The organism is Clostridium sp. (genome assembly GCF_036643715.1).
Classification (GTDB): domain Bacteria; phylum Bacillota; class Clostridia; order Clostridiales; family Clostridiaceae; genus Clostridium.
Genome location: NZ_JAVXRL010000006.1, coordinates 63,687 through 88,104, shown reverse-complemented (window position 1 = coordinate 88,104; position 24,418 = coordinate 63,687). Strand labels below are relative to the sequence as shown.

The window sequence follows — 24,418 nt, the reverse complement described above, 5'->3', positions numbered from 1 at the left end:
TAATCTAAACTATTTTATATTTATATTCTTTTAAGATCAATTAAATGTAAAAATTTTTCTTTTCTAAATAGTACTTTCATTATTGGATATCCAATTATAGTAACTGATAAAACTTCTCCTATCATAAATCCAAATAAATATAAAAAAAATGGCAATCCAACAAGTATATGCAATATTAATACTACTGGAATACAAAATATACTTGGCCATAATGTAGCTAAGAATAAACTTTTTGTTTTACTTATAGCATATGCTGAAAAAAAAGTACCTAAAGTTCCAACAATTACATCTATTACTCCTAAAGGACTTAAAAGATTAGCAAAAAAACATCCTATTGTTAAACTAATAATATATCTTTTATCAAAAAAAGCTAATAAAACTAAGATCTCAGATAATCTTATCTGTATTGGTCCATAACCTATCGGCATTATAGAAAAAGTTATTACGACATATAATGCTGCAACAATAGCTAACTTTGATAATATATATACAGATTTAGAATTATTCATCTATCTCACTTCCAACTCCTAAATCAGTATTATTCATAAGGACTTCAATATTTTCATTTTTATCTAAATAAGAATATTCTTCTTCAAACCATTTAATTAGTTCTTCATCTCTTTTCAAAGCTGTTGTATTTTCAACATACACATTCACACAACCTTTTTCAAAGTAGTTTTCTAAAATATAAATATCTTTTTTTATCATCTCTTTAGTCTGTCCTTTTATTCCAACTAATAAACAAACTGACTCAAAATATTTATTTACCTCTTCATAACGTTTAAAGCCTGCACCTTTATTTAAAAATTTTAATCTAAATTCATTATCAAATGTTTCTACACCACATCTAAATACTATAGGAATATTAAAAAAATTTCTTATTTCATCTAATCGATCTTTATATAGCCAATGACACTCTACAAATATTTTATTTATTTTTTTATCTTCGATGATTTTCTTAATATCAAGTAATGTTTGTTCAGGTACTTCGAATATACTACCTGAATTTATTACATCTAATACTTTAAATTCCCCCGTTATATTTTTTAATATTTCTTTATTAAATTTAATTATTTCTTGTTCATCAGTAGAATTATCATTGATGTAGTCACAAAATTTACACTTTCCCCATTTACAAGGGAATCCTTTAACCATTACCATTTCTCTCTCGTTTTTTCCATAAATCTTACTATATCTTTGCATTTCCATTTATATACTCTCCTTTGTAATGGCACAAATACAAATAAATAAAAAAGGGCGACATAAAGCCACCCTCTAATTTCATTTATTAGATAATGCCTTAGTTTTATTTTAAGACAGGAGGCTTTCGAACTGTCTTTATTTAATATAGTTATATTATATATTAATTCTTTCACAATTTCAATATTTCACATATTATTTGAAAAATCAAACAATATTAGCATTTTTATTCATTGCTTTACTTCTTTATAATCGCTTATACTTATTTGATAATAAATTTTATACATTAGGAGGAGATACATTATGAATTTTTCAGATATTTATAATACTATATTTACTTGGGCCACGACAAGTGGACTAAAACTGATTCTAGGGCTTTTAGGACTTTGGATTGGATGGAAAGTAGTTGATAAGCTTCTACAAACATTGCACAAATTTCTACAAAATCAAAAGGTTGATATAACTTTAACTTCATTTTTTAATGCACTTACAGATATTTCATTAAAAATCCTTTTAGTTGTAGCTTTTTTATCTTTTGTTGGGATACCAATGGCAAGCTTCGCTGCAATTTTAGCATCAGCTGGTCTAGCTCTTGGACTAGCCTTACAAGGTAGTCTTAGTAATTTCGCTGGTGGTGTTATTATACTTCTTCTTAGACCATTTAATGTTTCAGATTACATAGAAACATCAAGCTACCAAGGTACTGTTGAAAAAATAAGTATTTTTTATACTCATATTTTAACACCAGATAACAAAGAAATACTTGTACCAAATGGAGCACTTGCAAATGGAACTTTAGTTAATTATTCTTCTAAGGCTCTTCGAAGAGTCGATTTAACTTTTAGTGTAGGTTATGAAGCAAACATATTGCAAGTTAAAACTATTTTAACTGAAATAATAAATAGTGATTCTAAAATATTAAAAGATACTGAGCCTTTTGTTGCAGTAAGTGAACTTGCTGATAACTCCGTAAATTTTGTTGTTAGAGTATGGGCTGCGACTGAAGACTATTGGGATATACACTTTAATTTAATCGAAAAAGTTAAAATTAGATTTGATGAAGAGAATATTTCTATTCCATATCCTCAAATGGATCTTCATGTAAAGAAATATAACTAAAAAAAGTGTTCAGCATACAAATGCTGAACACTTTTTATTTAATAGTCAATCTTGTTATTATCTCAATATATTCAGGATACAAAGATAATAATTCAGCTCTTTCAAATAATTCAAATTCGTTAAAATCGAATCCTGGTGAAACCATACAACCAACCAATGAAAAACCATTATTATTCATAGCAGACCCAAATATATATCCTTTAGGAACTAATATTTGTGGTTCTTCTCCATTTAATATGTTAAGGCCTAATTTCTTTTCTATTAATAGTCCTTCTAGAGTAATCATATATATTGTCAAAGCTTCTCCATCATGAAAATACCACATTTCATCTGACTTCAATCTGTGAAAATTTGATACTTCTCCGGTATGGAGAAGAAAATATATACTAGTCCATAATATTTTATTATTGCCATCTTTAATAAAACTATCATTTGATATAAATGATTCTTTAAAATAACCACCTTCAGGATGTTTTTCCATATTTAAATTTTTTATATAATACTTAGAATCCACCTAAGTACCTCCTTTTTAATTAGATTTCAAATATTTCTTTATACATTTAATTATATTTAACTGAACTTCCAAACTTTTAACTGCATCACCTTCAATATTTAATGCATGATTAGCACCATCAATTCTTATATAATTTATTCCACTTAATTTGCTTATCTTATCTGAATTATCTTTTGTTAATAGTGGATCACTACTACCTGTAATTACAAGAGAATTACTCTGTATTCCCATTTCAACAGTTTTGTTTACTGGACTTAAATATATATTTATTATATCCAATCCATGTACCCTATCATTTAATACATTTTGAACACAAGTTCCAATACTTTTCCCTATGAAAACAATTTTTTTGTATTTTTTATTTAATGATGAATTTAATAATGCTACTGATTCTTCTGCAATAATACTAAATTCCTCTTCAGAATTAAAATCTCTTCTACCTATCTGAAATCCATATTCAATTTTTAACACATCATATCCAAGTTCTAAACACAGTTCTGAAGAATACTCTAATGATACCCTATCAAGCGTATAACCTATTCCTGGTGTAATAACAGCTAATGTATCACTACCTTTACCAATTATAACAGGTTTTAAATTCATTCCCCAATATGATTTTACAATACTATTCATAATAAACATCTTCTTTCTAGTTTAATATAATATTTATTTCAGAATATCATAAATTTGTTTCACAAATTTGAAATTATATCTTTTTATAAGAACATACATTAAAAAAACTAAGAACTTTCATTTAAATTTTTTTCTTTAACTTTTGTATTGAGTCTGAAACATCACTTGCCTTTTTTATACATTCTAATAATTTATAATTTTTATAGCTATCTGAATGATCTACTAAATTAATATTACAGCAACTATTATATGTACCATTATAAATGGAATCAAAAATTTCTTTCATATTTTCAGTACACTTTTCAACATAACATTCATCAATACAATCTTTTTTTTCTAAAGATAATATAACACATGAATGTATAATAAGGGTTGTAAATTGATTGTTTCTAAATATTACTTCTTTGAGTTCTTTACTATCTAAACTTTGAAAATGAATTTGAAGTCTCCCACTTATTAAATATGATGAGAATAATATCTTTTTTATTTCTTCTAAGTCAAATTTTCCTTCAAGCATTTCATCAATCTTACTTAATAGTATTTTATCTAATTCTATTAATTTATGAAGCATATTTATCAATTCGATATGATTTTTGTTTGGGAATAAAAAATTATTGGCAAAGAGAACGACAACTGCAGATATTCCTGTATAACATATTCTAAGAAGAACAGCTTCCCCATCACCCATTGTTATGGTCGAAATTGCAAGTGCGTAGCATGTAACATAAATTGTCATAATTTTATAATCTGAAAAGTAGTACATTAAAATTGTTGATATAACTATAATAACAATATGTGCCTGCATATCTTTAAAAATAGAAAATAGTACAAATGAAATTATTATTCCAATTAGTGTCCCTTTAAACCTTTGTTTAATTCTTATTTTACTATCTTCATAAAAAGGAAGAGTTAATAAAAATATAGTCATCGGAATCCAATATCCCTTTGGAATTTGAAATAATTTTATACTTGTAAAAGCTAGTGTTAATAAAATTGTTATTCTCAGTGCAAATCTTATCTTAAATTCATTTAATGATATTTTATATTTATTAAAATAACAACTTGAATTTGAAAAATCAAAAAGTTTTTTTATTGTTGATTTTTGTGCACCTTTAAACTCTTTTATAGCAGATATTAAGTAATTTAGTATAAATCCAATATATGTGTTCATATATTTATCCTCTAACTTATATGTATTTAAAAAATCTATTATTAAATTTGAGCTTATTTCCAAATTAATATTTTTATTTACTTTTAATTTCAAAATTAGATTTTCTAAGTTCTTTATATATACTTTATCTTCTTTAGTTTGCATTTTATTATCTATAAATTCTGCAATTATATTATTGAAATGTTGAAAAAGTATTATAAATGGATAATATTCACCCTTTTCACTTGAATATACAACTCTATTTAGCTCTTTACATATTTCAAATAAATTATATTGTTCTTTTTCTAATTTAGAAAGCTCTCCAGAATATAGATACCTCAATTCAGTTAAAACGCTCTCTTTCCCTTTTTCTATTAATATTTTAATATGAGATTTAATTCCGCGCTTTGAAAACAGCAGTAAAAAAATAAATACTACCGTATATGATGTAACTATTGCTAATAATCTTTTGGGAATCTCACTTATTGGTGTAGTAAATAATTGTAGAAAAACAAATGCCATTAAGTATGGGAAATAACTATCTGGATTATAATCATCTGTTAAAAAATAAGCTAGTAAAAATATTGCACTTAAATTAATTATAATTGTATGTACTACGCCTATACTAGCTAATGATGCGACTACTCCAATAAGTAAATGGATATATAACGGTTTTGTTATATTTTTTTCTATCATTATATAATTCTTCATTCTAATAAATGTGAGTGTCATGTAGGGTGCTATTATTATATTATTTATTCCAAAAAACCTTAAATTTATAAATAATATAATTAAGGATAATACTGCAACTGGAATAGTATCCTTAAATTTTTTTAATATTTGATTCATTTTAAATTCCTCTTCTTCTTTTTGTTATTTATCTTGTATTATATAATTAATTTGTTAATAGAAAATGATTAATTTGCAATTTTACTATTACTAAATAGTATTTTTACCATAAATTAATACCTTTTATTCAAATAAGTTCTTTATTTGGTATTTCCTTTGTACTATAATTATAATAAGAATTATTACAATGTAATTCTAAATAAGCAATATCTGAAGGGAGGCAAATTACTTTAAATCAGTTAAGGTAATGACAATTATGAGTAAAGTAAATATTAATTGGGAAGAGTTAGGTTTTGATTATATAAAAACCGACTATCGTTACGTTTCTATTTGGAAAGATGGAAAATGGGATGATGGTGCTTTAGTAGAAGATAATATACTTAGTTTAGAAGAGGGTTCTCCAGCATTACATTATGGACAACAATGTTTTGAAGGATTAAAAGCATATCGAACAAAAGATGGTGATATACAACTATTTAGACCTGATAAAAATGCCCAAAGATTAAATGATAGTTGCGCACGACTTCTTATGCCAGAGGTTCCAGAGGAAAAATTCATTGATGCTTGCATGCAAGTTATCAAAGCAAATGAACATTTTGTTCCTCCGTATGGAACTGGAGCTACTTTATACTTAAGACCATTTTTAATTGGAGTTGGGGATAATATTGGTCTTAAACCAGCTAACAAATTTATTTTTTCAGTTTTTTGTATTCCAGTTGGACCGTATTTTAAAGGTGGAATGAAGCCAGTAAACTTCATTATATCTGATTATGATAGAGCTGCACCAAATGGAACTGGTGCACAAAAAGTTGGAGGAAATTATGCAGGAAGCCTTATAGCTCAAAAAATTGCTAAAGAAAATGGCTATGCTGATGCCATTTTTTTGGATCCTGCAACACATACAAAAATTGAAGAAGTTGGTTCTGCAAACTTCTTTGGTATAACGACTGATAATAAATTTATAACACCACTTTCACCTTCTATTTTACCTAGTATAACTAAATATTCATTACTAGAAATTGCTAGAGATTATTTTGATATGGAAGTATCAGAAGAGGATGTTTTAGTAAGTGACCTAGACAAGTTTAGTGAAGCTGGCGCTTGTGGTACAGCTGCTGTTATCACACCAATTGGTGGAATTAAGTTTGAAGATAATCTTCACGTTTTTTATAGTGAAAAAGAAGTTGGACCTATTACTAAAAAATTATATGATACTTTAGTTGGTATACAATTTGGAGATGTAACTGCTCCGAATGAATGGATCTACAAAGTTAAGTAATATTAAAAAGCCTCCTTAGAGTTTCTAAGGAGGCTTTTTAAATTCTTAGATTTTATAAAAATATTTTTTCGTTCATCTTTTATTAAAATTATTAATTTATACTAATATAGTACTAAATTAACTTTTAATGGGGGAATTATATGAAAATTAGTAATAAAAATAAATGGCTAATATTGGCGGTACTTGTTACTCAACCATTTATGGCTTGTTTAGATAGTAGTATTGTAAATGTTGCGTTGCCAACTATTAGTACTAAATTAAATATTGAAATGTCTAGTGCTGAATGGATTGTGAGCGCATACCTTATTGTAATTTCAGCTGCTATTTTAATATTTGGACGTCTTGGCGACATAAAAAGCAAGAGCTTAATTTTTAATAATGGTATTTTAGGTTTCATCTTCGGATCACTTTTATGTGCTTTATCTCCTAATATAGAGATATTAGTATTAGCTAGAATTCTTCAAGCAATTGGTGCTGCTATGATTATGTCAACAAATCAAGGAATTATAACAGATGTATTCCCACCTGATGAAAGAGGTCGTGCTCTTGGTATATCAGGATCATTTGTAGCCTTAGGGTCTCTACTTGGTCCTGCGCTAGGCGGATTTATCGTAACATATTTATCTTGGCATTTTATTTTCCTTATAAATATACCTATCGGAATAATTGCATATTATTTAGGAAAAAAATATTTACCAATCGAAAATAAATCTATAGGAGAAGCATTTGATAGTAAAGGTGCTACTTTATTTGCCTTAACAACTTTACTAATCTTTACATCTATAATGCTTGGTCAAAATTTAGGTTTTACTAATATTTATATAATACTAGGATTCGTAGTTGGTATAATATTATTTATCTTATTTATATTAGTTGAAAAAAAAGTTGTATCACCAATGCTGCATCTTAAGCTTTTCAAAAAGAGGACTTTCTCATTAAACTTATTTTGTGCATTTATATCATTTGCTGCAATTAATACTATAAATGTAATACAACCATTTTACCTTAGTGATGTTCTAAATTATTCCGCTGAACAAATATCTATTGTAATGTTATTTTATCCTCTAATTTTATTTATTATAGCTCCATTAAGTGGTAGTCTATCAGATAAAATTGGTAGTAAAAAATTGACTTTAGTAGGATTATTTTTAACTGCACTAAGTATGTATTTACTATCAACTACTGACAGTCATACTTCAAGGACAACATTAATTTTAATGTTATCACTCTTAGGTTTCTCAAATGGACTTTTCCAATCTCCTAATACAAATCTTATAATGTCATCAGTTCCTAAAGATAAGCTAGGTATTGCTGGTGGATCTAATGCATTAATTAGAAATTTAGGTTTAGCTTTTGGGGTATCTGCTTCCACTTCTTTTTTATATTATAAAATGAGTGAAGCTGCAGGATATAAAGTGCTTGGAACTGTTCAAGGAAAACCAGAAATATTTGTCTATGGTATGAAATATGTATATATAATTGTTTCGATAACTTGCATAATTGCATTTATATTATCTCTTATAGATTATCTAACTTCTAAAGATTATTAATAAAAAAATAGGATTAGCTATATAGCCAATCCTATTTTTCATTTCCATAATATTGTTTTTTCTATTCCCCTTAATATTTTAGATTGAAGAATCTTGTTCATATCACCCATTTAATCTATATATATCCTTTTACAAGATAGATTTGATTTATTATTAGGTGATTTAATACTTATTTACGAGGATTTTATTTAAGAATATATATTTATTTAAAAAGCACTAATACTATATATTAGTGCTTTTTTTTGAATTGTTATTTGTAAAGATTAATGAAGATATAATATATAAAATTAATAGTGGTATTCCTTTTATAGTAATTTCGAAACTGTCATTTGCTACTAAGTACCCACTAAATTTATTACCTAATATTATACATATTACAATCAAAATAATTGATACAATCATTAAAATTAGTTTATTGATTTTTTTACTAAAAAAACTTTTTGCTGTTAGGTTATTATATATTTTGCTACTTTTCCATAATAAATCTATCAAATAAAAAAAAATTGCAATAGTTGCCACATCTATAATATGATTTATGTTAATCATCTACTGAGTTTTCTCCCTTCACTTTTTTTCCATATAAAATTTCTAAAACTTTATCAGCATCTATATTTTTTTCAAATGTACTACATAATTTATCATATTGTTTTAATTTATACTTCTTATAATTTTCTTTTTCTTCAAAACTATTTTCTATAATAACATTATATTTATCTTTAAAATGATTCAGCAGTTTATGTCTAAACTCTGTCCCTTCAAATATACCATGTATATATGTTCCTAAAACGTCTCCTTTTGTATTTGATATACCTATCACATTACTATTGTTGTCTATTATTAGAACCTCTCCTTGGCCGTCTATCATCTCACTACTGCCGTTGTGTATTTCATATCCATATACTCTTACATTTGAAATCTCCTTCAATTCATTTTCCATAGAACAAACTATCCCTTTTGATATTGAAGTTTTTTTATCTGATGCAAATTTAGTCTTCAAAGGTAATAGATCAAATCCATCAATAATTCTTTTCTCACCTTCTACTCCTAAGGCATCGATTATACAATTACCAAGCATTTGAAATCCACCACATATGCCCATTATGCTTGATCCATCTTTATGTAATTCGAGTATTTTATCAAATAATCCATTTTCTTTTATAGATTCTAAGTCATAAATTGTATTTTTACTACCTGGTATAATTATTAAATTTGCACCTTCTAGTTCCTTAGGTGTTTTTACATATCTTATATTTATATTTTTTTCTAATTCTAAAGGATAAAAATCTGTGAAATTTGACATATGTGGAAGCTTTATTATAGCAATATTTAGTCCACTTTTTTTATTACTCCTTAATCTTTCTGTTACACTATCTTCATCTTCAATATCTAAATCCTCATAAGGCAATACCCCTAAAACTGGTATTTTTATTAACTCTTCTAATTGTTTTAATGCTGGTTTAAAACTTTCTAAGTCACCTCTAAATTTATTTATTATAACACCTTTTATACGCTTTCTTTCATCCTCTTCTAAAAGCATTACAGTACCATAAATAGATGCAAAAATACCACCTTTATCTATATCTCCAACTAAAATAACATCTGAATTAGTTATTTTTGCAGTATAAAAGTTTGCTATATCAGTATCTTTTAAATTTATTTCGCAACAGCTTCCTGAACCTTCAATAACTATATTATCGTATTTATCACTTAAATTTTCATATGCTTCCTTTACAAATGATTTTAAATCTCTATTTAAATCATTATAATCGCAATTTTCCATATCGCAGTATACTTTACCATTCACTATAACTTGTGTTTTTTTATTAACAGATGGTTTTATAAGAACAGGGTTCATTAATCCCTCAGCGATAATTTCACAAGCTTCTGCTTGAACTAACTGTGCTCGTCCTATCTCTTCACCTTGCTTTGTAACTCCAGAATTTAATGATATATTAAGTGATTTAAATGGTGCTACATTATACCCATTCTTCTTTAAATATCTGCAAAGCGCTGTTGCTACAGTGCTTTTACCTACTGAGGATGCTGTTCCTAAAATCATTATACTATTGCTCATCCTTTGTCACCTCTTTAACATTTTACTCCTCGATTATTAAATGATTATATCCATTATTCTTAAATATTTCTTTTTGCACAAATTTCACTTGTTCTTTGAATATAGGACCGTCAAAAACAAATGTATGATATTCCCCATTTTCTCCACATGCATCTGCTCCACAATCTTTTATCTTTTTAATTAGGTCTTTAGTTAATATTTCCCCTAAAAAATCTTCTCCTAAAAATTTATTATTACAGCATTTTACCATAGCTTTAAATCCACTTTGTATAACTTCGTTAGTTATCTCTTCTCTATCTTCTTGCCATAATGGAAATTCTGATTCCATTCCTACGTTTTTACATCTATCATCACACCATTTTCTATGTTCTATTATATCTATGTCTCCAAATGCACATGCAGTTGCACCTAACTCTTTGGATTTTATTAATGCTTTTTCGAATTCATTTTCATACTCATTTCCACTACAGATAACTTTTATTAGTGGAATGTCTAATGATTTGGATACTCTATTTAAAACTTCATCTGGTACTCCATGAAACCAGGATCTATTTACTTCCTTATTTACTGTTACTATTAATGCTAATGGCTTATTTCCTCTTTTAATCAGTCTGTGTAAAGCTAATGTGCTATCCTTTCCACAGCTATATGATAAAACAAATCTTTTCATATGTCACCTTCTCCTTATATCCATTTTTCTAATACTTTAATCATAAATTCTCTTACCTTAACTCCGTATACTGATTCTATTTCCTTAGACCTTAATATATTTTGACTTGTATCAATTTGAACCATTTTCCCATTATTAATCAATGCTACTCTTTCAGCATACATTTGTACTAGGTTCAAATCATGAAGAACGCCAATTACAGCTCTTTCCCCCTGTTTGCACCATTTTTTCAAATTATCTAATAACTCTATTTGATGTTTAAAATCAAGATGGTTTGTTGGCTCATCTAATAATATTATTTTAGGATCTTGAACAAATGTACGTGCTAAAAATACTCTTTGTAACTGGCCACCTGATAATTCATTTATATATTTTTCTTGTATATCATTAAGTGAAAGATCTTTAATTACTTCATCAATAATTTCCATATCATTTTCACTCAAACTTCCAAATATCCCTTTTATATGAGGGTATCTTCCTAATGATATCGTTTCATATACTGTGTATGAAAAATATACTTCTGTTATTTGAGACATAAGAGCTACTTCTTTAGCTAAATCTTTTCTATCTATATTATTTATCTCTTTGCCTTGTATTTTTATACTTCCATCATACTTATTAATATTTGCTATAGCTTTTAATAGAGTACTTTTTCCGCATCCATTTGGACCAATTATACAAAACAGCTCATTTTTCTTAACATTAAAACTTATGTCTTCAATTACATTTATCTTTTCATATCCCGTGCTTACATTCTTTAATTCTATCAAAAATATCCCCTACTTTTTCTTAAAGTATATATATGCAAAAAATGGCGCTCCAATTATTGCTGTTATTGCACCAACTGGCAATTCTGACGGAACTATTATAGTTCTAGAAATTAAATCTGCTATTGTCATTAAACAACCACCAAATATAAATGACATAGGTATTACAAAACTATGTTTAGCTCCAAATACTCTTCTAATTACATGAGGTGCTATTAAATCAACAAATCCTATTATACCACTTAGTGACACAGCACTTCCTGTAAGAATTGCTGTAAATATAAATAATCTCGTCTTTATTTTTGTTGTATTCACACCAACTGCTTTTGCATTATCTTCTCCAAATGTTAATATATCCATCTCTTTTGTGTTAACTAATACTCCTATTAATCCTATTATTATAAATGGAATAAATACCAATACATATTTCCACCCTTTCATTGCAAATGAACCCATTTGCCATAAGCTTATTGCTTTTATACTATCTCCATGCATAGAACCTATCGTTGTGAGCATTGCATTTAAAAAAAGTGAAAAAACCATTCCAGCTAAAATTATCGTATTATTAGTTAATAATTTATCAACACTTTTCGAAAATAATAAAACTAACACAACTGTTAAGAGTCCAAATATAAATCCCACTATAGGCAAACTAAAAGTTGTGCCAATAATAGGTATATTAATACCAAAAATTATCATAAGAGCTGCTCCTAATCCCGCTCCCGATGAAACTCCTAGCGTATATGGTGATGCAAGCGGATTTTTCAATATAGATTGTACAACTGCTCCACTAACAGATAAAGCTCCACCTACTAAAAATGCTAATAAAACTCTTGGAAGTCTAATATCCCATATTATAGCTATTTCTTGCCCTGTAATTCCACTTCTTAAAGGAATACCAATTAATTTATTTCCTATTATTGAAACAATATCTAATAAATTAATATTGGAACTTCCAATGGAAGTTCCAATACATATTATAAAAAATACTATAGGAATTGATATTAATGATAACCTAATATTTCTATTGGTCTTTATACTCATTTGGATATAAATCCTTAGCGATTTCTTTTAATGCATTTACTGAAAACTGTGATGCACGTGATGATTCATTAGTATTTATTGAATAAACTTTCTTGTTCTTCACGGCATTTATAGTACTCCAGCCTTTTCTTGATTCAATTTCTTTTACAGGGTCTTTAATATAATTTACATTTGTTAATATAACATCTGGATTTTTATCAACTACAGATTCTTCACTTGGTTGAATCCATTCTTTTTGATCAGCAAAAATATTTTTTCCACCAGCTATTTCAATCATTTCATTTAAAAATGTATCTGAACCAAAACTATACAAAGTAGGTGCTGGACCTATCTCAAAATATACTGATTTTTTATCTTTTATTTTATCGCCAATTTCCTTTATTTTATTAACTTCCTTTTTCATGCCATCTACCATTTCATTTGCTTTAGCTTCAGTATTAGTCACCTTGCCTAAGAAATCTATATCCTCATATATAGCTTCAAAGCTTTTACTACTTGGTATATATACAACAGGTATTCCTGCATCTTTAATTGACTTAAATGGATCTTCTCCCCCTGGTATATTGTGTTCTGAGGCAACTACAAGATCTGGCTTTAATGATATTATAGTTTCTGGGTCTGGTTTTTCAATACTTATTTTTGGTAAATCACCTTTAATACCTTTTACATCTTTTGAATAATCATCAGTTGCTATTATTTTATCTCCAAGACCTAGTCCAACTAATATTTCAGTATTTGATGGCGCTGTAGATATTATTTTATCTATTTTTTTAGGGACTGTAAATTCATTTCCTTCTCTATCTTTCATAGTTTGTGAATTTTCACCACAACCTACAAATATTCCTAAAATGAATAGTAAACTTACACAAAATGCTAATTTTTTAATTAATTTATTTTTTTTCATATGTTCCTCCATTAATAAATGTATTTTCTACCTTTATTGTTTCCAAATTCATTAAGCTTTATTTAATTCTTTTTGTCTAGTTTTTATTACTTTTGTAGCAAAACATAAAAATACAAATGATATAAGTATTGATACTGGCATTATAAATATTGCTTTTTGCATTCCAATAGCATCGGATGCTGTACCAATAACTAAATTCATTATTGTATTTACTATATTTGCAAATGATATTACTACACCAGTAATATATGCAGTACTGTTTTTAAATGTATTACTTAGTATTACTACAACTGTAGGGAACATTATTGAAAAGAAAAATCCTGATATTGATATTATATATAGTCCCTTCTCTCCAATTAAAAGTCCAATTATAAATAATGTACCTCCAATTAATGAAAAGGCTCTAACAGCTACTTGAGATCCTATCTTTTCAACAATAAATCCACCAACTAATCTTCCTATTGTAAATAATAAAAAGAATAGTGATACATATGATGCTATTTGAGAATCAGTGAATGTTGAATAATTAGTTTTTATATAAGTAGGTAGCCATCTTCCAGTTCCTTGTTCTGCTACTATATAAAAACCTAATCCTAAAAAGAATATCCATATTAATTTATCACTTAAAATAACTTTTAACGGTACTCTCTCTTCTCTATTTTCATTTTCTCCTTTTGGAAGTTTTGCAAACATAAAGAGTACAAATATTATTAATGTAATTATTGCAGTTCCTATGTATATATTTCTCCAACTTATACCATCAGTAATTAAAACTCCTGATAATTTTTGTGATGCAGAAAGACCCACACCATATGCAAAATGTGTTAAATTCATTGCAATAGCTTGTCCTGTAATCCATAATACCGGTATTATAGTGTTTGCTGCAATAGACATTATTCCAAGGAATGCTTGAATCATTGCAAATGCTAATAAAAATACTGTGAAATTAGGTGCCACACCTTGTATGATGTTTGCAACTGCGGCTCCTATTAAACCGATTAAAAATAGTTTTTTCTGCCCTATCTTATCGCATAACATACCCCCTATATAATTAAATATTAAGTATGCTATTGATCCACACATAAACATTATTGATAACATAGTATCATTTATACCAAAACCATTTTTAAGAGGTACAGTAAAAATATTAATTAAGCCTTCAGTTACTGCCATTATAATCATAACTAAATATATTAAAATAGTTGAGATTATCTTGCTTTTCTTATTCATATTTATCTCCCTTCATCTTTTGTAAACACGTTTATTATATCATAGGATATATATTATTATAAAGCAAAAAAAACTAGGGTAACCAATCGTTACCTCTAGTTTATAAAATCTATACTGTTATATCACTTTTTACATTGATTGCTTCTTTATTTTCTTTGACTATAGGCTCTACATATTCTTTTATAAATTCTACAACTTGTGTTGGTGCTCTACCTACAAATTTTGTAGGATCTATTATTTCAATAATTTCACTTTCTGAAAGAATCATATTCTCATCTTCTATTATTCTTCTAATTAAATCATTGTCAAGACCTTCACCTTTAACTCTAGCTGCCGCTGCCATTGAATGCTCTCTTATTAACTCATGAAGTTCTTGTCTATCTCCTCCACGCTTAACAGCTTCCATAATTATATTCTCTGTTGCCATAAATGGTAACTCTTTATCTACATGTGATGCAATTACCTTATCATATACAACCATATTTTCTGATATATTGATATATAAGTTAAGTACTCCATCTAATGCTAAGAATCCTTCTGCCATTGCAATTCTTTTGTTAGCAGAGTCATCTAATGTTCTTTCAAACCATTGAGTTGATGCTGTAATTGCTGGATTAAGTGCATCAACTATAACATATCTTGCAAGAGCTCCCATTCGTTCACTTCTCATAGGATTTCTTTTATATGCCATTGCTGATGATCCTATTTGATTCTTTTCAAAAGGTTCTTCCATTTCTTTCATACTCTGAAGTAATCTTAAATCATTACTAAATTTATAGCAACTTTGTGCAACTTCAGATAATGTATTTAAAACTATTGAATCAAGTTTTCTTGGATATGTTTGCCCAGTAACTCCATAACTCTTTGAGAATCCCATTTTTTTTGCTACTTTTTCATCTAGTTCCTTAACTTTTTCTTCATCCCCTTCAAAAAGGTTCATAAAGCTAGCTTGAGTACCTGTTGTACCCTTAACACCTCTTAGTTTTAAAGTAGTTAATAAGAAATCAATATTTTCTATATCCATAACTAAGTCTTGCATCCAAAGAGTAGCTCTCTTACCTACTGTTGTAAGTTGTGCTGGTTGGAAATGTGTAAAACCTAATGTAGGCATATCTTTATATTCAATAGCAAACTTACTTAATCTATCTAATACTGTAACTATTTTTTTCTTAATTAATAGTAGAGCATCTCTCATTACTATTACATCTGTATTATCCCCAACATAACAGCTTGTTGCACCAAGGTGTATTATTCCCTTAGCTTTCGGACATTGTAATCCATATGCATAAACATGACTCATAACATCATGTCTTACTTCTTTTTCTCTTCTTATAGCCTCATCATAATTTATATTATTTACATTTTCCTTTAATTCATTTATTTGTTCTTCTGTTATATTTAACCCTAATTCCTTCTCGCATTCTGCTAGTGCAAGCCATAATTTTCTCCATGTTGTAAACTTCATGTTATCTGAAAATATATAACTCATTTCCTTTGATGCATATCTTGAATTTAAAGGTGTATTGTATAAATCTCTCATTTTATTGCCTCCAATACGAATATATTTTTATTATGTTATCATATCATTCGTATTATAACATAATTTTTTTCTATTTTCACCTTTTTATAAAAAACTTTTCCTTATGTAATTATTTGGAATTACCTATCATATATATATGATAGAAAGAAATGAAAGGAGAATTTTTATGTGTAAATTAAACATATTTGACAAACTATCTTTTTTACTTGTAATAATCGGATCTATTAACTGGGGTTTGATAGGATTATTAAATTTTAACTTAGTTACTTCTTTAAGCTTTGGTTTTGGTATGATATCAAGAATAGTTTATGTTCTAATTGCAATATCTAGTATTAATTTAATAAGTTTACTTTTCAGATGCAAACTTATATCATTAAAGTAAAAATCATATATATTGATTTTTATACATAAAGTTATATTTTTGCAAAAAAGAAAAAGGTTCCTAATATTTAGGAACCTTTTTCTTTAAATTAAATTAATCTTCTAAGTTTTCGATTAATTTTGAAATTTCTTCGCAAGCTAAAGCTTCGTCATCTCCTGAAGCAATAACGTTTACTACTGAATTTGCAGTAACAGCTAATGAAAGAACACCGATTAAGCTCTTAACATTTGCTTTCTTTCCGTTGAATTCTATGCTTACATCTGATTTGAAAGATGAAGCTTTTTTAACTAATAAAGTTGCTGGTCTAGCGTGTAAACCAGTAGCGTTTTTAACTAAAACCTCTTTAGATACCATGTAAATACACCTCTTTGCTTAATTTTTATAAGTTAATATTTTACTAACCACTTTATTATAAATGTTTTCACAGAAAATTTCAACCATTCAATAAGTTAAATTTAAATATAATTGCATAATAAAAATTTTCTATATATTTTCTTTATAAATATCATCTATTTCTATCTAGGCTGAACTATAAGTTTTATAGCTGTTCTTTCTTCACCATCTATTATTATATCAGTAAATGCTGGCACACAAATTATATCCTTTCCACTTGGAGCTACAAACCCTCTAGCTATTGCTATGGCTTTTACAGCTTGATTTATAGCTCCTGCCCCTACAGCTTGAATCTCTACTATATTTTTTTCTTTAATTATTGCAGCTAATGCTCCTGCTACTGAATTTGGGTTTGATTTTGTTGAAACTTTTAATACTTCCATTTTTATCTTTCCTCCTACATCTTATTACTAATCGTTTACATTGAATATGAACCATATTATTGTATATATTATATATTCTACTAATATTACAAAATCCCTTTAAATTTTTATAAAAATATAAAAAAAATACATTTTGTTTTAACAAAATGTATTTTAATATCAATTATTTATTTTGCAAAATCAATTGATCTAGTTTCTCTAATAACATTAATTTTTATCTGACCTGGATATTCTAATTGCTCTTCTATACTCTTTGCAAGACTTCTAGCAAGTTCAACTGATCCAACATCATCAATTTGATCTGGTTTAACCATAATTCTAATCTCTCTACCAGCTTGAATGGCATATGACTTTTCTACACCTTCATATGAGTTAGCAATTTCTTCTAACTTCTCTAATCTCTTTATATATGCCTCTAATGTTTCTCTTCTTGCACCTGGTCTTGCTGCTGATATTGCATCTGCTGCCTGAACCAAAATAGCTTCTAAAGATTGCATTTCAACATCGCCATGATGGGCTCCTATTGCATTTACTACAGTTTTTGATTCACCATACTTCTTAGCAAGATCAGCCCCAATAATTGCATGTGGTCCTTCTTGCTCTTGATCTACAGCCTTTCCTATATCATGTAGTAAACCTGCTCTTCTAGCTAGAGTAACATCTAAACCTAATTCTGAAGCCATTAGACCAGCTAAATATGAAACTTCTATGGAATGCTTTAACACATTTTGACCATAGCTAGTTCTGTACTTTAATCTACCAAGTAGTCTAGTAAGTTCTGGATGAAGTCCATGAACAGCAGTTTCTAATGTTGCTTGTTCTCCTTCTTCCTTTATATCATTTTCGATATCTTTTTGAGCTCTTTCAACCATCTCTTCGATTCTTGCTGGATGTATTCTACCATCCACTATTAACTTTTCAAGTGCCATTCTAGCAACTTCTCTCCTTATAGGATCAAAGCTTGATAAAATTACTGCTTCTGGAGTATCATCTATAATTAAGTCTACTCCTGTTAAAGTTTCTAGGGTTCTAATGTTTCTTCCTTCTCTACCTATTATTCTACCCTTCATTTCATCGTTAGGTAAAGCCACAACATGTACAGTAGTTTCTGAAACGTGATCAGCAGCACATCTTTGTATTGCTGTTGTTACAATTTCTCTCGCCTTCTTGTCAGCTTCTTCTTTTGCCTTGCTTTCTATTTCTTTAACCATAATAGCAGCATCATGAGAAACTTCTCTTTTAACTTCATCTAATATTATTTGACGAGCTTCTTCACTTGAAAGGTTTGCAACTCTTTCAAGCTCCCCTCTTCTTTGTTCATGAAGTTCTTGGGCTTCCTTTTCTAACTGTTCAATGTCATTCATTCTACCATTGATTATTTCTTCTTTTTTCTCAAGAAAATCACTCTTTTTGTCAAGAGATTCTTCTCTTTGTAAAACTCTTCTTTCAAGTCGTTGAATTTCACTTCTTCTCTCACGAGAATCTTTTTCTAAATCATTTCTTAATCTATGAACCTCTTCTTTTGCTTCTAGAATAGCTTCTTTCTTCATAGCTTCTGCATCTTTTTTAGCATCCTCTACAATTCTTTCAGCATCCCTTTCAAGAGATTCAACTTTGTTTTGTGATGTAGTCTTTGTTGTTTTATAAACTACTATTCCTAATATTAACAGCACAACTATATCAACAACTATCATTGTTATAATTTGTGTCATATTAACACCCCCTTGCTTATTTTTGAATGAAGCCTAGTAGGTGTCATACTGTTTTCTCACTGTTATTTTTGGAATATGATAAACCAGTATTTGTTATTATTGTATAGTAAAAATAAAATTATGTCAAGTTGAGTTATTTAAAGAGTTAATTATAATATTTTCTCTATAATTCTCTTTTTTTCTCTTTTTTTCGCACTATTTAAACCTTTTTTTTAAGCTTTCAGTAAAGGTTTACCTTGCGTTTTTTTATAATATTTTATAAAAAATGGTAAGGAAGCTTTTATGTAAAAAATCCCTTACCATTTAAAAACTTATTTTTATTTTTTTTCTTTACTTTCTTTGTTATCTGTTGCTTCATTTACCATCTTTGAATCTTTCATTAGAGGCAGATTATGTTTTCCTCTAATTTTATTTTCAATTTCTAAAGCTACTTCTGGATTTTCCTTAAGATAACCTTTAGAATTTTCTCTTCCTTGACCTAATCTAATATCGCCATAAGAGAACCATGCACCACTTTTTTGTACTATTTCTTCTTTAACGCCAACATCAATTATATTTCCTTCTCTAGAAATACCTTCATTGTACATTATGTCGAATTCTGCTTGTCTAAATGGTGGAGCTACCTTATTCTTTATTATCTTAACTCTTGTTCTGTTACCTACAATACTTTCGCCTTGTTTTATAGAATCTATTCTTCTAACATCCATTCTTACAGATGAATAGAATTTTAATGCTCTTCCACCAGGAGTTGTCTCTGGACTACCAAACATAACACCTACTTTTTCTCTAAGTTGATTTATGAATATAGCAACACAATTAGTCTTACTTATTGTTCCTGCAAGCTTTCTTAACGCTTGTGACATTAATCTTGCTTGAAGCCCTACGTGAGCATCACCCATTTCGCCTTCAATTTCAGCTCTAGGAACTAATGCAGCAACAGAATCAATAACAATAGTGTCAATTGCACCTGAACGCACTAATGCTTCTGCAATTTCAAGTCCCTGTTCTCCTGTATCTGGTTGTGATACTATTAAACTTTCAGTATCCACCCCTATTTTTCTAGCATATGAAGGATCTAAAGCATGCTCAGCATCAATAAACGCTACTGCTCCACCCTGTTTTTGTGTCTCTGCTACTATATGAAGCGCTACTGTGGTCTTACCTGAACTTTCTGGTCCATATATTTCTATAATTCTTCCTCTAGGAACTCCGCCAATACCAAGTCCAATATCTAAGTCTAAACATCCTGTAGGTATTGAATCAATACTTAAAACTGAATTTTCCCCAAGTTTCATAACTGAACCTTTACCAAATTGTTTTTCTATCTGTCCCATTGCAGCTTCTATTGCTTTTAATTTATTTGAATCTATATTATTCATTAATACACCATCCTCTCATCGAACTTATGTTCTATATATAATTATAATTTACTCATCTTATATAGTCAACTGTTAATATAGATAAAAGTCCCAACTTTTAGAAGGAACTTTTATAATCATTGCCATATTTAAATTTTTTTAATCATTTATTAGTTGATATTACACTCTTGTTTTTTCTGAAATAATCATAACCAGATACTATTGTTATAACAACTGCGATATTCAAGCATATATTAGGTACATACTCAAAGAAATTAAGTAGGAACGTATTATTTGTTACAATATCAAATAAATATTGGCTCTGTGCAATATTTACTTCTATTAAAAGTAATATTATTGCTACTATTTGAATAACTGTTTTAATTTTCCCCCACCAACTTGCTGCAATTACTTTACCTTCTGATGCTGCAAGTGTTCTAAGTCCTGATACCGCAAATTCTCTTGCTATTATTATAACTGCTGCCCAACTTGGAACAACTCTAAATTCTACAAGTGATATCAATGCTGCTGTAACTAATAATTTATCTGCTAAAGGATCCATGAATTTACCAAAATTAGTTATCTCATTTCTACTTCTTGCAATATAACCATCAAGTTTATCTGTTATTGAAGCAATAACAAAAATGAAAGTTGCAATAAAAGTACCGTAAGGAATTCCATTTAATGCTATAAATATTAAAAAAATTGGTACTAAGAGCATTCTTAGTAGCGTTAATTTATTTGCAAGATTCACACATACCAACTCCTATTAAATCATACTCTGTGTTTTTTTCTATTCTAACTTGAGTGAAGTCACCTTTATTAATAGCGCAGTGTCTTGTAAATAATACATTGCCATCTATTTCTGGTGCCATTTCATAATTTCTTCCATAGTAATATTCTCCATTGTATCCTTCAACAAGAATATCATATATCTTTCCAATTTTCAAACTATTTATTTCTTCAGAGATTTTACTTTGCGTTACCATAAGTTCGTTTTCTCTAGCAGCTTTTATCTCTTCATCTATTTGGTTATCCATTATAGCAGCAGCTGTTCCTTCTTCTCTTGAATATTTAAATACTCCTACTTTTTCAAGTTTGTATTCTATTAAGAAATCTTTAAGTTCATTAAAATCTTCTTCTGATTCATTAGGGAACCCAACGATTAAAGATGTTCTTAATGCAATATTAGGCATTGCTGTTCTTAGTTTATCTATTTTGTTTATTATATCTTCTTTAGTAGTCCTTCTCCCCATAAGCTTTAGTATATTATTACTAATGTGTTGTATTGGAAGGTCTAAGTATTTAACTACCTTGTCATTAACTGAAATCTCATCAATAAGTTCATCGTAAATTTCTTCTGGGTAACAATATAATACCCTTATCCATTTTAATTCCTCTATTTTTGATAATTCTTTCAATAATATATGAAGAGTTTTTTCACCATAAATATCACTACCATATAAAGTTGTGTCCTGTGCTATAAGTATTATTTCTTTTATACCCTTACTAGCAAGTTCTTTAGCTTCTTTTATAATATTTTCCATCTCTCTACTTCTAAATTTCCCTCTTATCTTTGGAATTATGCAGTACGTGCAGAAATTATTACACCCCTCAGCTATTCTTATATACGCTGTGCTTGATTCTGTTGTAAGTACTCTTTCACCTTCATTTATGTTTTCATCTGAATAATTTACTTCTGTAAATTTATCTTCGATATGTTCATTTGCTATAAATTCTTTTATTAACTTATCTATTTTATTATAGTCGTTAACTCCTAACATTATGTCTATTTCAGGCATAAGTTCTTGAAGATCTTTACCATATCTTTGTGTTAAGCATCCAGTTGCAATTAACAATTTGCATCTATTCTCTGTTTTATATTTTGCCATTTCTAATATTGTATCAATAGATTCTTGTTTTGCTTTCTCTATGAACCCGCATGTGTTAACTATAATTATATCAGCTTCCTTAGGATTATTAGTTATTTCATAAACCTTATTCATAACCCCTAACATTATTTCAGAATCTACTCTATTCTTATCGCATCCTAAGCTAACCATTCCCACTTTATATTTCGTCAAACTTTTTTCCTCCTACGTTCTAAAAAAATACTTTTGTACTTAACTATTTTATAACTGTTTTTCTAGCATTACAAGATAAAATTTTCTAGCTTTCATTAATAATTGCTATTCAGCCTCATCCATTGCTAATAATTCATCTTTGCTAACTAATACTTGCCTTGGCCTACTACCATCTTTAGCAGATATTATCCCTCTATTTTCCAAATCATCCATTATCCTTGATGCTCTATTAAATCCAATTCTAAGCCTTCTTTGTAAAAATGAAGTTGAGGCTTGTCCGTAATCAACTACAACCTTTATAGCCTCATTTAACAATTCATCAACATCATCATCTTGACCTTTTGAATTAGTAGACTCCACCTCACTGTTTATATGTTCTATTATTTCTTCTTTATACTCAGCTTCACGGTCTCCACTTTTAACAAATTCAACAACCTTTTCCACCTCTTCTTCAGAAATGAAACAACCTTGAACTCTAAGCGGCTTACTTTCACCAACTGGATAGTATAACATGTCACCCTTACCTAATAGTTTTTCAGCTCCACCACTATCTAATATTGTTCTTGAATCGATTTGAGATGAAACTGCAAATGATATTCTAGATGGAATATTTGCCTTTATTACCCCTGTTACAACATCTACAGATGGTCTTTGTGTTGCAATTACTAAGTGCATTCCTGCAGCTCTAGCCATCTGTGCTAATCTACCTATATAATCTTCAACATCATTTGCACATACCATCATTAAATCTGCAAGTTCATCTACAATAATAACTATATACGGTAGTTTTTCTTCTATTGCTCCACTATCATATAATGCATTGTATGAATCTATATTTCTCGCTCCAGAGTCAGCAAATAATTTATATCTCCTAGTCATTTCATTTACAGCCCAATTTAAGGCTCCTGCAGCTTTTTTTGGATCTGTTACAACAGGAATTAATAAATGTGGAATACCATTATATACACTAAGTTCAACCACCTTAGGATCTACCATAAGCAGCTTTACTTCATCTGGAGAATATTTATATAGTAAACTAACTATTAACGTATTAATGCAAACACTCTTTCCTGACCCAGTTGCCCCAGCTATTAAAGTATGTGGCATTTTACTCAAATCACCAACAACACATTTTCCACCTATATCTTTTCCTAATGCAAATGCTAATTTTTTGTTTGTATTAGTAAATTCCACTGATTCCAACACTTCTCTTAAGAATACTGGTGTCTGCTCTTTATTTGGCACTTCTATACCTACTGCAGCCTTACCTGGTATTGGCGCTTCAATTCTAACTCCTGAAGCCGCAAGACCTAGTGCTATATCATCAGAAAGATTAACTATTTTACTAACCTTAACCCCTGGACTTGGTTGTAATTCAAATCTTGTAACTGAAGGTCCTTTGGTTACTTGATTAACTTTAGCATCAACACCAAAGCTAGCTAAAGTATCAGATAATTTACCTGCACTCTCAATAAGCTCTTGCTTGTCATTTTTATTTAATTTTGTTCCGCTATTATATTTAAGTAGAGCAACCTCTGGATATCTATACTCTTCTTTATTTTCTAGAGATTTATCTTCTAAAA

23 protein-coding genes are annotated in these 24,418 nt (G+C 28.6%); 4 read left to right on the top strand and 19 right to left on the bottom strand.

Features of this window, described 5'->3' with window-relative positions:
• Positions 1 to 20: 20 nt before the first annotated feature.
• Both RSF37_RS03525 and RSF37_RS03520 read right to left on the bottom strand, forming a co-directional pair.
• Complete coding sequence (locus RSF37_RS03525) at positions 21 to 509, bottom strand: QueT transporter family protein (protein ID WP_332563005.1); 489 nt, start codon at positions 507 to 509, stop codon at positions 21 to 23.
• Positions 502 to 1,203: a radical SAM protein gene (locus RSF37_RS03520; RefSeq protein WP_332563009.1), complete on the bottom strand. Its 702-nt coding sequence runs from the start codon at positions 1,201 to 1,203 to the stop codon at positions 502 to 504. Before RSF37_RS03520 ends, RSF37_RS03525 begins: the two co-directional genes overlap by 8 nt.
• Positions 1,204 to 1,503: 300 nt before the next feature.
• On the opposite strand from RSF37_RS03520, the gene RSF37_RS03515 reads away from it, so the two are divergent.
• Positions 1,504 to 2,319, top strand: a complete 816-nt coding sequence (locus RSF37_RS03515) for a mechanosensitive ion channel family protein (protein WP_332563004.1) — start codon at positions 1,504 to 1,506, stop codon at positions 2,317 to 2,319.
• A 34-nt stretch (positions 2,320 to 2,353) separates the two neighbouring features.
• On the opposite strand, the gene RSF37_RS03510 is transcribed toward RSF37_RS03515, so the two are convergent.
• The 3 genes from RSF37_RS03510 to RSF37_RS03500 form a co-directional block, all read right to left on the bottom strand.
• A complete protein-coding gene (locus RSF37_RS03510) occupies positions 2,354 to 2,833 on the bottom strand; it encodes a cupin domain-containing protein (RefSeq protein WP_332563003.1) in 480 nt (159 codons plus the stop codon).
• Positions 2,834 to 2,848: 15 nt separating this feature from the next.
• A complete protein-coding gene (locus RSF37_RS03505; RefSeq protein ID WP_332563002.1) occupies positions 2,849 to 3,466 on the bottom strand; it encodes an alpha/beta hydrolase in 618 nt (205 codons plus the stop codon).
• Positions 3,467 to 3,587: 121 nt separating this feature from the next.
• A complete protein-coding gene (locus RSF37_RS03500) occupies positions 3,588 to 5,465 on the bottom strand; it encodes an FUSC family protein (protein WP_332563001.1) in 1,878 nt (625 codons plus the stop codon).
• Positions 5,466 to 5,721: 256 nt separating this feature from the next.
• Between RSF37_RS03500 and RSF37_RS03495 the strand changes: the two genes are divergently transcribed.
• Both RSF37_RS03495 and RSF37_RS03490 read left to right on the top strand, forming a co-directional pair.
• Positions 5,722 to 6,744: a branched-chain amino acid aminotransferase gene (locus tag RSF37_RS03495; RefSeq protein ID WP_332563000.1), complete on the top strand. Its 1,023-nt coding sequence runs from the start codon at positions 5,722 to 5,724 to the stop codon at positions 6,742 to 6,744.
• Between the two features lie 140 nt (positions 6,745 to 6,884).
• Complete coding sequence (locus tag RSF37_RS03490; RefSeq protein ID WP_332562999.1) at positions 6,885 to 8,294, top strand: MFS transporter; 1,410 nt, start codon at positions 6,885 to 6,887, stop codon at positions 8,292 to 8,294.
• A gap of 538 nt (positions 8,295 to 8,832) precedes the next feature.
• Here the strand turns inward: RSF37_RS03490 and RSF37_RS03485 are convergent.
• The 7 genes from RSF37_RS03485 to purB all read right to left on the bottom strand — a co-directional run bounded on the left by RSF37_RS03485 (position 8,833) and on the right by purB (position 16,523).
• Positions 8,833 to 10,368 (bottom strand): cobyric acid synthase, encoded by a 1,536-nt coding sequence (locus RSF37_RS03485; RefSeq protein WP_332562998.1) that lies wholly within the window; start codon positions 10,366 to 10,368, stop codon positions 8,833 to 8,835.
• A 22-nt stretch (positions 10,369 to 10,390) separates the two neighbouring features.
• Positions 10,391 to 11,038, bottom strand: coding sequence for a diphthine--ammonia ligase (locus RSF37_RS03480; RefSeq protein ID WP_332562997.1), 648 nt, complete (start codon positions 11,036 to 11,038; stop codon positions 10,391 to 10,393).
• 14 nt (positions 11,039 to 11,052) lie between these two features.
• Positions 11,053 to 11,808 (bottom strand): ABC transporter ATP-binding protein, encoded by a 756-nt coding sequence (locus RSF37_RS03475; RefSeq protein ID WP_332562996.1) that lies wholly within the window; start codon positions 11,806 to 11,808, stop codon positions 11,053 to 11,055.
• 9 nt (positions 11,809 to 11,817) lie between these two features.
• Positions 11,818 to 12,849, bottom strand: a complete 1,032-nt coding sequence (locus RSF37_RS03470; protein ID WP_332562995.1) for a FecCD family ABC transporter permease — start codon at positions 12,847 to 12,849, stop codon at positions 11,818 to 11,820.
• Positions 12,830 to 13,753 (bottom strand): ABC transporter substrate-binding protein, encoded by a 924-nt coding sequence (locus tag RSF37_RS03465; RefSeq protein ID WP_332562994.1) that lies wholly within the window; start codon positions 13,751 to 13,753, stop codon positions 12,830 to 12,832. Before RSF37_RS03465 ends, RSF37_RS03470 begins: the two co-directional genes overlap by 20 nt.
• A 51-nt stretch (positions 13,754 to 13,804) precedes the next feature.
• The gene (locus RSF37_RS03460; RefSeq protein ID WP_332562993.1) at positions 13,805 to 14,983 is read right to left on the bottom strand and encodes an MFS transporter; all 1,179 of its coding nucleotides are present in this window, start codon (positions 14,981 to 14,983) and stop codon (positions 13,805 to 13,807) included.
• 109 nt (positions 14,984 to 15,092) lie between these two features.
• Complete coding sequence (gene purB, locus RSF37_RS03455) at positions 15,093 to 16,523, bottom strand: adenylosuccinate lyase (protein ID WP_332562992.1); 1,431 nt, start codon at positions 16,521 to 16,523, stop codon at positions 15,093 to 15,095.
• A 166-nt stretch (positions 16,524 to 16,689) separates the two neighbouring features.
• Between purB and RSF37_RS03450 the strand changes: the two genes are divergently transcribed.
• The gene (locus tag RSF37_RS03450; RefSeq protein ID WP_332562991.1) at positions 16,690 to 16,905 is read left to right on the top strand and encodes a DUF378 domain-containing protein; all 216 of its coding nucleotides are present in this window, start codon (positions 16,690 to 16,692) and stop codon (positions 16,903 to 16,905) included.
• 93 nt (positions 16,906 to 16,998) lie between these two features.
• On the opposite strand, the gene RSF37_RS03445 is transcribed toward RSF37_RS03450, so the two are convergent.
• From RSF37_RS03445 to RSF37_RS03415, 7 genes are all read right to left on the bottom strand, one after another.
• On the bottom strand, positions 16,999 to 17,259 hold the full coding sequence (locus RSF37_RS03445; RefSeq protein ID WP_332562990.1) for an HPr family phosphocarrier protein: 261 nt from the start codon (positions 17,257 to 17,259) through the stop codon (positions 16,999 to 17,001).
• Positions 17,260 to 17,420: 161 nt separating this feature from the next.
• Positions 17,421 to 17,681, bottom strand: coding sequence for a stage V sporulation protein S (locus RSF37_RS03440; RefSeq protein ID WP_332562989.1), 261 nt, complete (start codon positions 17,679 to 17,681; stop codon positions 17,421 to 17,423).
• Between the two features lie 167 nt (positions 17,682 to 17,848).
• Positions 17,849 to 19,393 carry a ribonuclease Y gene (gene rny, locus RSF37_RS03435; protein ID WP_438520706.1) on the bottom strand — a complete coding sequence of 515 codons (1,545 nt, stop codon included), beginning with the start codon at positions 19,391 to 19,393 and terminating at the stop codon, positions 17,849 to 17,851.
• A gap of 317 nt (positions 19,394 to 19,710) precedes the next feature.
• A complete protein-coding gene (recA, locus tag RSF37_RS03430) occupies positions 19,711 to 20,772 on the bottom strand; it encodes a recombinase RecA (protein WP_332562988.1) in 1,062 nt (353 codons plus the stop codon).
• A 142-nt stretch (positions 20,773 to 20,914) separates the two neighbouring features.
• Positions 20,915 to 21,505: a CDP-diacylglycerol--glycerol-3-phosphate 3-phosphatidyltransferase gene (gene pgsA, locus RSF37_RS03425; RefSeq protein WP_332562987.1), complete on the bottom strand. Its 591-nt coding sequence runs from the start codon at positions 21,503 to 21,505 to the stop codon at positions 20,915 to 20,917.
• The gene (gene rimO / locus RSF37_RS03420; protein WP_332562986.1) at positions 21,489 to 22,835 is read right to left on the bottom strand and encodes a 30S ribosomal protein S12 methylthiotransferase RimO; all 1,347 of its coding nucleotides are present in this window, start codon (positions 22,833 to 22,835) and stop codon (positions 21,489 to 21,491) included. The genes pgsA and rimO overlap by 17 nt, the downstream gene beginning before the upstream one ends.
• 105 nt (positions 22,836 to 22,940) lie before the next feature.
• The coding region (locus RSF37_RS03415; protein WP_332562985.1) for a DNA translocase FtsK at positions 22,941 to 24,418 on the bottom strand (1,478 nt) is incomplete at its 5' end.